The sequence below is a fragment of the Pseudomonas amygdali genome (genome assembly GCF_002699855.1).
Lineage (GTDB): Bacteria > Pseudomonadota > Gammaproteobacteria > Pseudomonadales > Pseudomonadaceae > Aquipseudomonas > Aquipseudomonas amygdali.
This window is the reverse complement of the sequence record NZ_LKBW01000081.1, coordinates 1-8,898: the sequence shown is the minus strand read 5'-3', so window position 1 is coordinate 8,898 and position 8,898 is coordinate 1. Positions and strand designations below refer to the sequence as shown.

10 protein-coding genes and 1 pseudogene are annotated in these 8,898 nt (G+C 50.2%); 4 read left to right on the top strand and 7 right to left on the bottom strand.

The genetic code is table 11. From position 1 onward, the window contains the following. Positions 1–90: 90 nt before the first annotated feature. A pseudogene (locus AO277_RS08250) lies at positions 91–408 on the bottom strand (transcription termination/antitermination NusG family protein); the annotation flags it as partial. A 242-nt stretch (positions 409–650) separates the two neighbouring features. On the opposite strand from AO277_RS08250, the gene AO277_RS08245 reads away from it, so the two are divergent. Beyond that, complete coding sequence (locus AO277_RS08245; protein WP_044319868.1) at positions 651–1,004, top strand: helix-turn-helix domain-containing protein; 354 nt, start codon at positions 651–653, stop codon at positions 1,002–1,004. A gap of 107 nt (positions 1,005–1,111) precedes the next feature. On the opposite strand, the gene AO277_RS08240 is transcribed toward AO277_RS08245, so the two are convergent. From AO277_RS08240 to AO277_RS08215, 6 genes are all read right to left on the bottom strand, one after another. Beyond that, a complete protein-coding gene (locus AO277_RS08240; RefSeq protein WP_004661844.1) occupies positions 1,112–1,297 on the bottom strand; it encodes a hypothetical protein in 186 nt (61 codons plus the stop codon). Positions 1,298–1,352: 55 nt separating this feature from the next. Then, the gene (locus tag AO277_RS08235; RefSeq protein WP_044319867.1) at positions 1,353–2,699 is read right to left on the bottom strand and encodes an MFS transporter; all 1,347 of its coding nucleotides are present in this window, start codon (positions 2,697–2,699) and stop codon (positions 1,353–1,355) included. A 40-nt stretch (positions 2,700–2,739) separates the two neighbouring features. After that, entirely contained in the window at positions 2,740–3,936 is a 1,197-nt protein-coding gene (lhgD, locus tag AO277_RS08230; protein ID WP_044319866.1) for an L-2-hydroxyglutarate dehydrogenase, read from the bottom strand. A gap of 188 nt (positions 3,937–4,124) precedes the next feature. Continuing rightward, a complete protein-coding gene (locus tag AO277_RS08225) occupies positions 4,125–4,826 on the bottom strand; it encodes a FadR/GntR family transcriptional regulator (protein WP_044319865.1) in 702 nt (233 codons plus the stop codon). Between the two features lie 498 nt (positions 4,827–5,324). Further along, positions 5,325–5,615 carry a hypothetical protein gene (locus AO277_RS08220; RefSeq protein WP_003344250.1) on the bottom strand — a complete coding sequence of 97 codons (291 nt, stop codon included), beginning with the start codon at positions 5,613–5,615 and terminating at the stop codon, positions 5,325–5,327. Between the two features lie 80 nt (positions 5,616–5,695). Continuing rightward, a complete protein-coding gene (locus AO277_RS08215) occupies positions 5,696–6,346 on the bottom strand; it encodes a ParA family protein (RefSeq protein ID WP_003344252.1) in 651 nt (216 codons plus the stop codon). Between the two features lie 591 nt (positions 6,347–6,937). Between AO277_RS08215 and AO277_RS08210 the strand changes: the two genes are divergently transcribed. The 3 genes from AO277_RS08210 to AO277_RS08200 are packed head-to-tail and all read left to right on the top strand — an operon-like array spanning position 6,938 to position 8,284. Beyond that, a complete protein-coding gene (locus AO277_RS08210; RefSeq protein WP_003381346.1) occupies positions 6,938–7,195 on the top strand; it encodes a FitA-like ribbon-helix-helix domain-containing protein in 258 nt (85 codons plus the stop codon). After that, entirely contained in the window at positions 7,192–7,611 is a 420-nt protein-coding gene (locus tag AO277_RS08205) for a type II toxin-antitoxin system VapC family toxin (RefSeq protein WP_005769733.1), read from the top strand. Before AO277_RS08210 ends, AO277_RS08205 begins: the two co-directional genes overlap by 4 nt. 40 nt (positions 7,612–7,651) lie before the next feature. Next, positions 7,652–8,284, top strand: a complete 633-nt coding sequence (locus tag AO277_RS08200) for a recombinase family protein (protein WP_044319864.1) — start codon at positions 7,652–7,654, stop codon at positions 8,282–8,284. The last annotated feature ends 614 nt before the right edge of the window (positions 8,285–8,898 follow it).

The following is an 8,898-nucleotide window of genomic DNA, read 5'->3' as shown; positions in this document are numbered from 1 at the left end:
AACGCATCAGTGTCTTACTACGCATCGCTATGAAGGCATGACGCCTCCGTCATAGCGTCAACTTGATGCATAGGCATTTTGAAATTCCTATGCATGAACCAAGGTAGCGGCTTTTAATTGCTCGACCGTAGCGTCCTGCACAACACAGGCCCTACCGCCAAACTGAACGAACCCATGAGCGCCATTCAGCGCGGTGATAGTCGTCGTGTGCGTGACCTCAGGATCGAAGCGCAGCAGCAGATAGCCAGGAAACAAACGCACCTTCGTCTCTACCGATGAAGGGCGATCCGGACGTTTGCGGTAGGTAGTGCTTTCGGGGGAATACACCTCCACGTCCAACTGTGCGATCAACGTGATAAGTGACTGATGTACGGCAGAATTGTGCATCAAAACACGCCAATTTTTCATATTCAGAACCTTCCGATCAGGCGCTCTTTCGAATTCCCAAACCGCTGAGCGCAGGGGCGAGTGGTGTGCTGATGGAAACCAGCTCCATCTGTACTGGGCCGGGATGGCCACCAGGTGATGGATTTGTAGATAACAAAATAGAGCAAACAAAAGAAAAAGTAAATGAAAAACCATCTATTAGATGGTTTGTTTTCTTTTCCGTGAGCCAACCGCATGAAACCATGAGATTTTATGGGTAAAAAATGGACACGCTTCGAAGCTTCGTAGGAGCAAAAATCAAGGCTCTTCGTAAATTGTCAGGCATGAGCCAAGCAGCCCTTGCTGAAAAAATAGGCTGTGATGCGCCGCTTGTAGGTTGTTACGAAAGAGGAATTCACCTCCCCGGCGTTGAGCAGTTGATAAAAATCTCGATGGCTTTTGATGTAGCTCCTGGCGAACTGCTACCAGGCGGCCAAGACGTACTGAGGACGCGCCTGATATCGCTTAGACAGGCAATCGCTGACAAAGCAATAGAAGTTGATTCGCCAGAATCTCTAGAAGAGATTCTGGCATTCATGAATAAATTCACGACTTACAGCAAGTCTGATGAAAAATAACAAGCCATATCAAACATCAGCCCAGGCCGTATTTACGTGAAATTTCCATTATTCGAAAACGTCGTTGGTAATTGAATTCAATTGCTTCGTGTAAGCCATATCAAACATCAGCCCAGGCCGTATTTACGTGAAATTTCCATTATTCGAAAACGTCGTTGGTAATTGAATTCAATTGCTTCGTGATCTATTGGAAAAATACCATCCGACAACAAAGATGCGTACTTTTCGTCTAAACGTATCAAGTCCATCAATTCTTTTATTTCGACTCTCACTTCATCTTCATCAATTATCATTATTTTCTCCAACACGGTGCACGCGGCATCTATGAAAGGTCAGAAAATCTATTTATCAGTTTTTGAAATTAGAACTCTTACCACCTTGATCAAACGCGCTGGCCACGACTAGCAAAACTGCTGATAAAACCAAGATCAGTACAACGCTATTTGTTGAGTGCGTTGGAGAACTTGAAACCAAGGATAACGCTCCAAGCGGGGCTAGGCCACCCGCTATAGCAGTTCCAATCTCACGACCAGTACCAACGCCTGATGATCTTGTGTTGGTAGGAAACTGACGACTCAAGAAAGAGCCTTGTGGAGCGAACATCATAGGTGCAAGTACACCAGTTGCGAAACCAATAGCGACACAGATCCACAAGCTCTGCCCTGTCTCCAAGAGTTGCATGAAGGTGTACGCAAATATTGCAGACAGCGTCCCTCCAGCCATCAATACTTTTTTGCTGCTCCAGCGATCACACAAAGCGCCAAAACAAGGAACCGTGAAAATTGCTATTAGACTGGCAATGGTTACAGATAGCGACGTAGTATTTGCGGAGACTCCCTTATACAAGGTGAGGTATGCGAGTGAAAAGGTTTTGAATATATAGCTTAATGCATTATACCCAATTGCAACAAGAAGCACGACAACAAGACCTTTAAAGTCTTTCTTAAGCAAAGTCAGCAAAGGCGCTTTTTCTATCCCTGTGTTCGACGTGACCTGTGATTTGTTGTCTTCACTGATCTTCTGGAACGCAATCGTTTCTGGAATGCTTCTGCGCACCCACAATCCAACCATGACAAGAACGATACTGGCTATAAATGGAATTCTCCACCCTCCAGAAAGCAAGAATGCTTCACCTTGCATCGTCAGAAGATAGACCGTCAACGACGACAGAAGCAGCCCCAGGTTCAACCCTAGAGCGGGCCATGCGCCCTGGCTGCCGCGCTTGTTCTCGTCAGCATGCTCATACGCTGTGACAGCTGCAGCAGCGAGTTCAGCACCTGCGCCTAGACCTTGCAAGATTCGAATCACCACCAACGTTGCCGGTGCCCAAATGCCTAGCGTGGCATAACTAGGAATAAGTCCAATGATTGTTGTGCAAAACCCCATTAGGCAAAAGGTCACCATCAACATACGTTTGCGGCCAAACTTATCTCCGAGGTGTCCGAAAAGAATACCTCCCAACGGTCGAGCTATGAAGCCGATTGCGAAGGTCGAGAAAGACAGTAAGGTCGCATTTTGCGCATCAGCAGGATTAAAGAAAACTTTAGAAAAAACCGTGGCAGCCATCAATGCATACAGATAAAAATCATACCACTCCAGCATTGATCCAACGATTGTTGCAGCTGCAACCTTCCGCAAACGAATTTTGCGCTCGGTTGTAGTTTCATCTGGCATCAATTTATTTTTTTCACTCATGGTTTTCCCATACTATTATAATTTATATTAACAGCACTGCTTAAACTACAGAGCCTTCTAGTTTCGCCACTATCATTTCTGCTATTGGGATCGCAGATGTGGCTGCCGGTGATGGCGCATTACACACGTGCAGCATTCTGGATGTTTGTACAAACAGAAAATCTTGTACAAATCCTCCTTTGTTTGTGACGGCCTGTGCGCGTATGCCTGCGTCCGAAGATTTTAAGTCTTCAAGGTTGAGAGAGGGATAATACTGTCGGCATTGCTCTAGGTAGCTTTTCTTGCAGGCCGAGTTTCTAATTTCGCTGACACCCGAGCGTAAGTTTTTTCCCAGAAGCTTCCAAAAACCTGGATACAAACTATATTCCAAAACATCGCGCGCATTAAATGCAAGTTTTTTGTAGCCTTCGCGCGAAAGCCCAAGCACAGCATTGGGCCCAACCGTAACCCCTCCATCAATCATGCGAGTTAAATGGATCCCGAGAAATGGAAGCCCTGCTTCTGGCACTGGGTAAATCAGGTGATTGATGCTATTATTTTTTTCTGGCGGTAAACGAAAGTATTCACCACGAAAAGGTATGATCTGAAAATCGACATTCAGCCCAGCCATTGCAGCTAGACGATCAGACTGTAAACCCGCGCAAACTACAATTTTTTTAGACTTCCAGGATAACGCTTCTGATGACACCGATACGTGGCTCTCATGCTCCTGAATTGCAGCTATCGTTTGACCTAATGCTATTTCCCCACCGGCTTTAGTTATCACATCAGCCATGACATCTGACACGATTCGGTAATCCACAATACCGGTGCTGTCTACAAACAATGCACCCAGACCTGTAATATTGGGTTCGCGTTGCCTTAGCGCCTGAGCGTCAAGTCGTTCAACGTTGAGCCCATTCTTTCTGGCTCGCTCCTCAAGATTGCTGAGCAAGGCAAGCTGCCGAGGATTAGATGCAACAAGCATTTTCCCGCAAACTTCAAATGGGATCTTGTGTTCGGTACAGAATGCTTTGCTCAGTTCTGCCCCGCGCTTGCACAGTCGGGCCTTCAAACTGCCAGGCTCGTAATAGATCCCAGCATGAATGACCCCGCTGTTGTGGCCAGTTTGGTGCTTTGCTATGGCGGCCTCTTTTTCCACGAGCACCAACGAAGCGCCTGGATGAGCCTTAAGTAGCTGCATGGCTGTGGCCAGCCCCACAATCCCACCCCCAATCACACAAAAATCGTAAATCATGAAAGTCCCTTTTTATGTCTGGTAACGAAGCGCCTGGATGAGCCTTAAGTAGCTGCATGGCTGTGGCCAGCCCCACAATCCCACCCCCAATCACACAAAAATCGTAAATCATGAAAGTCCCTTTTTATGTCTGGTTGTCTGACAACCAAAATTAACGGCGACAGGTACTGGTGCCCTCACGGATACCGCTACTCCATCACATCTATATTGAGGCGTAGAGCGGCAGAATTCAGATGCAAGCGAGCGCAGTTAGCGGCTTCAACCGGGTTGTAACTTTTGATCGCATCGTAAATTTCACGGTGCTCGCGGTTGGCACCGCTTGGACCTACCGCAAGCTTTGACGAGTTTTCCCACGCCATGAAACGAGCCCGGATGAGCTGGCTTTCTAGAAAGTCATGGAATGCAGCCAGGTATTCGTTTTTGCAGGCAGCTACGATGGCCCTATGAAATTCCACATCCGCCTTTGAAGATGCTTCAAAATTCCCGGCATTACCTTCCATCAGTGAGATGGCGTCAGACAGCCGCTCCAAATCTTTCGTCGTGTGCCGTTGCGCAGCCAGTGACGCGGCTTGTATTTCAATGCACGAGCGCAATTCAAACAGCTTAGCGAGATCCGCTGTATGGCTCTCGCTGCTTGGCAGCCTAAAAACCGTTCCAGAGGGATTTTGAGAAACAAAAGAGCCGTTGCCCCGACGAATAACTAGCACGCCATCGGCTTTCAGCTGTGAAATGGCCTCGCGCACTACCGAGCGGCTGACGCCGAACTGATCAGCCAGCTCATGTTCTGTTGGCATCTTCGAGTCGGCTGGGAGCCCCCCACTCGCTATTTCTTTGCGTATCGTTGACACGACACCTTCAACAAGGGATTGAGGTCGTGAGAAGCTGAGCATACTGTTTTTTGTCCTGTTGTCTGACAATAAGGCTAAGGAATATAGGATCCAAATTCCACTTTTCCCGACGAATGGCTGTGGGTGAGATTATGTTGATTCTCGCTTAGAGCGCACCGGCAGCAAGCGCGGAGCTGGGCAGCCCACAGCCACAGCATTGAATTGATGCTGTTGCGTCTTCATTTTCATGGACACTAAAAAGATGCCGCAGCCCAGAACGGGCTGGGCTGGGCTGGGCTGGGCGTGGACGATACAGGGATATTTTCACTAACTGTCTATGCAGTTCACCGACTCAGGCGCGCTATCAAAATCGCTTCGCTAACCAATGGGCGGCATTGCTTGAGAAACTCGATCAACTGCCGGGCTGGAATGTTGCATAGCTCGACTACGGGCGTGCGGCGAATAATGTTATATTCTTGACCTGACATTTCGTACACCTTTTGCGGGGTTTCGGTTTGTCACGAGTGCCAAGGTGGTAGAAGCCCTTGGCACTCGACTTTCTTACTCGCTGGATTGCCAGCCCTTCTTTTTCATGTAGTCCTTCATTGCCTCCTTGAACGCACCTACCTGCGATATATCATTGCTCGCGCAGAATGTGCGGAACTCACGCCTGAATGCTTGATCGAGCTTAAAGCCTAAGTCCACCAGTTTGTCGTCTGCCGCTACCTTAGTATTGTTGCCAACTGCTGCCGTGTCGGCGGCTGATTTTGGTGGCTCACCCAAATCGCGACGTGGTGGTTTGGGCACCTTGACGACAGGGGCTTCGCCGGGCTTGGAAGTCTTGGTAGACATAGCGTTGAGTCCTAAATTAGCGGTGACCTCATAATAACACATTATTAGCTAATTCGCGCTTTAGCTAATTAGCTTTTATGCTATTTAGTGAGTCGGCTGAAGTGATCGACAGCTGATTGGATGACTTCCATTGCCTTGGCGCGTGGGCTCCGAAATGAGGTTTCGGTTACAGAGCGGCCCTTGTTCATTGCGTCTGCATAGCAATCTTGGTGCTGGATTGAACCAGCGAGTGTGGCGAAGCGCGTTTTTCCCAGGTACTCGCGTGCGGCATCAGTTGCCGCATCGCGCTTTGTAGCCTTGCATAGGGCAAACACTATGCGGTCTACCGGCACGCCGTGCAGATCGGCCAAGGTGTTGGCAAGCGCAATTTGTGGGTCGAGGTCGTCTAAAGTTAGGCCCGTTGGCAGTATCAGCAAGTTGCTGGCCTTGGCGATCTTCACAGTTTCTTCGGTGGCGTTAGCCGGGCCGTCGAAAATGTATAGATCGGCATCTCCGGCGCGACTGACTGCGGTGGCCACATTGCCAAAGAGCTGTACCGGAATAGCGGGTTCGATGTTAGCCAGCAGACGGCGCTGCTGCCAGTTGGTAGCTGTAGCTTGTTTTGTGTCGAGGTCGATAATCTTAGTTTCCCAACCTGCTGCCGTGTAGGTGGTAGCAAGTGCGCGCGCGATTGTAGATTTCCAAGCGCCGCCTTTTTGAGAGATGCAGCCGATAGCAAGAGGGGGTAGCATTTGCGGGGCTTCCTTTTTATCTAATTAGCTAATTAGCTAAGATTAAGCAAAGTATAGCCATGATCTGGATGAGTGCAAGCAGATTATTGATTTAGCTAAATAGCTAAAGGCATTACCCCACCTAGCTATGCCAATAACAGCAATTGGCCATTCATCTTATGGTCGGTTGGTTGCTCCATTGCAGCCTCGGCCGCCAGCGCTACGTAACGCTCCTACGGCTCTTAATGTTGTGGCCTTGGAACTGGCGCAAGGCCATGCTCGGCTCGACCAAGTAGACGCCTTTCTCAGAGTCGCGATTGTGCTAATTAGCACAATCGCGAAATGACCTATTCCTGTGCTTAGCGCCGAAAGGACACAAAGGTGTAGCGGTGCAAAATGATACGGCTCAAATGGGTAGCTCTTTTCTACATAGCTCTTTTCTACATAGCTCTTTTCTACATAGCTCTTTAGGATTGCTTTCTGGAGAAATGAGCCACCCCTGATAGACTCTGTCCCTTTGGGTTTACCAAAATGGACCAATCAAGCATTCTTGATTTATGGTATCAAAAGCATATAATGATACCAATGATGGCAAAAACTGGTAACTACCAAGTGGCAAACGTGAACGTAAGAAATCTACCCGATGAAGTGCATCGGGCAATCCGCATCCAGGCTGCCCTGCACGGGCGCAGCACCGAGGCCGAAATACGCGACATCTTGGAGCGGGCGGCGAGACCCGAGGGACGTGTGAAACTTGGCTCGTTCTTGGCGTCTATTGCCCGTGAGGTTGGTGGTCTGACCGATAAAGAACACACCTTGTTTGAGAACACGCGCATCACGTCTCCGGCCCGTGCGGTGAGCTTTGAATGATCCTGCTCGATACGAACGTAATTTCAGAACCGCAGCGCCGAGAGCCCAATGCCCACGTCCTTGACTGGATCGACGCACAAGCGCTGGAAACGCTTTATCTGTCCACCATCACGGTAGCCGAGTTGCGTGCAGGTATCGCGCTGATGCCTGTCGGAAAACGCCAGGATAGCTTGCGTGAAAACCTGGAAAAGCACCTGCTGCCGATGTTCGCCAATAGGGTGCTGTCGTTCGATATGACTTGTACGAAGGCTTATGCCGAACTGCTGGCCAAGTCCCGCGCAGCCGGGTTGGCGGTCGAAACGGCAGATGCCTTCATTGCAGCCATCGCCCTCGCCAACGGCTTCACCGTCGCCACCCGTGACACTGGCCCTTTTGAGGCTGCCGGGTTGAATGTCATTAACCCCTGGGAAGCGTAAACGTAGTGTTGAATCAGGAACGTATCTAAAGGGTTACAGTATGACGACTATCAATGTTGCGCGGGTGTACCTGCGTGTCAGTACAGAAGACCAGGACTTGCAGCGCCAAGAAGCGATTATTGGCAATGCTCGAGAGTCAGGCTACTACGTAGCTGCGGTCTATCGCGAGAAGGCCTCGGGCGCTCGATCCGACCGTCCCGAGCTGTTGCGCATGATTGAGGACCTGCAACCGGGTGAAGTCGTCATTGCGGAAAAGATCGACCGAATCAGCCGTCTTCCTCTGGTCGAAGCAGAAAAACTTGTGGACGCGATAAGGGCTAAGGGCGCACGCCTGGCAGTGCCTGGAATCGTCGATCTATCGCAATTGACCGAGGCGTCCCGTGGTGTCGCCAAGGTGGTGTTGCAAGGCGTACAAGACATGCTGTTGCGTCTGGCCTTGCAAATAGCGCGTGACGACTTCGAGGACCGGCGAGAGCGACAGCGCCAAGGCATCGACTTGGCCAAGGGCGCCGGTCGATACGCTGGGCGTAAACCGGATACCAAAATGCATGAACGGGTCATCGCCCTCAAAAGCGGTGGGTGTAGCATTGCGGAGACTGCGCGGCTGGCCGGTGTCAGTGTCAGCCAGGTAAAGCGTGTCTGGGCACAGAACCAGGCTAAAGATAAGGTCTGAATGTCGCAAGAAACCTCGTTTTCACGCACGGTCTCCCGGGCGTCGCGCGTTTGATGTTTCGTGCTCCCTGATATGCCCCCCCCACCGACGTTTAAAAGCTTTGGCGTTGGCCCACGTTCGCAAGGAACCGAATCCGTCCAAAAGGCCACACAACGCGACACTTTTAATGAAAATTTGGTGGCTACATAACTTCAGCGTCGGCGGTCAAAAACCTTTTTAAGGCAACGCTGCAAAAAAATAGCCAACCGCTCAGCAGGCCCGGCAAGAGGCTGGCTCGCTCATTACACAGCCGCGCAGAGACATCACTGCAGTTCGAACGCGAGGCGTGAGCGGCCAAACGGCACCTTGGCTGGACGCGCCACTGAGGCGGCCCTGTTGGATGAGCGGATCCTCGCTCAAATATCAGCGTCGGTACGAAGATCAGGTGCAAGAGCTAAAGGTCGTATTGCGTCAGCAAACAACGCCTTGACCGCCAAGAACCACGGCCCAGTGCAACTCAACCGTGACAACGACTACATTCGGATGGACTAATTGCAGGCATGAGAATCCCCGACGTCAATCTAAACGCATTGAGCACAAACCGGTCTTTCAGTGAAGAGGACCAGCTCAAGCGG

Coding starts and splice junctions, on each gene's coding strand:
- AO277_RS08240 (WP_004661844.1), bottom strand. CDS start 1,297: ATGATAATTGATGAAGATGAAGTGAGAGTCGAAATAAAAGAATTGATG.
- AO277_RS08220 (WP_003344250.1), bottom strand. CDS start 5,615: ATGTCTACCAAGACTTCCAAGCCCGGCGAAGCCCCTGTCGTCAAGGTG.
- AO277_RS08235 (WP_044319867.1), bottom strand. CDS start 2,699: ATGAGTGAAAAAAATAAATTGATGCCAGATGAAACTACAACCGAGCGC.
- lhgD (WP_044319866.1), bottom strand. CDS start 3,936: ATGATTTACGATTTTTGTGTGATTGGGGGTGGGATTGTGGGGCTGGCC.
- AO277_RS08245 (WP_044319868.1), top strand. CDS start 651: ATGGACACGCTTCGAAGCTTCGTAGGAGCAAAAATCAAGGCTCTTCGT.
- AO277_RS08205 (WP_005769733.1), top strand. CDS start 7,192: ATGATCCTGCTCGATACGAACGTAATTTCAGAACCGCAGCGCCGAGAG.
- AO277_RS08225 (WP_044319865.1), bottom strand. CDS start 4,826: ATGCTCAGCTTCTCACGACCTCAATCCCTTGTTGAAGGTGTCGTGTCA.
- AO277_RS08215 (WP_003344252.1), bottom strand. CDS start 6,346: ATGCTACCCCCTCTTGCTATCGGCTGCATCTCTCAAAAAGGCGGCGCT.
- AO277_RS08200 (WP_044319864.1), top strand. CDS start 7,652: ATGACGACTATCAATGTTGCGCGGGTGTACCTGCGTGTCAGTACAGAA.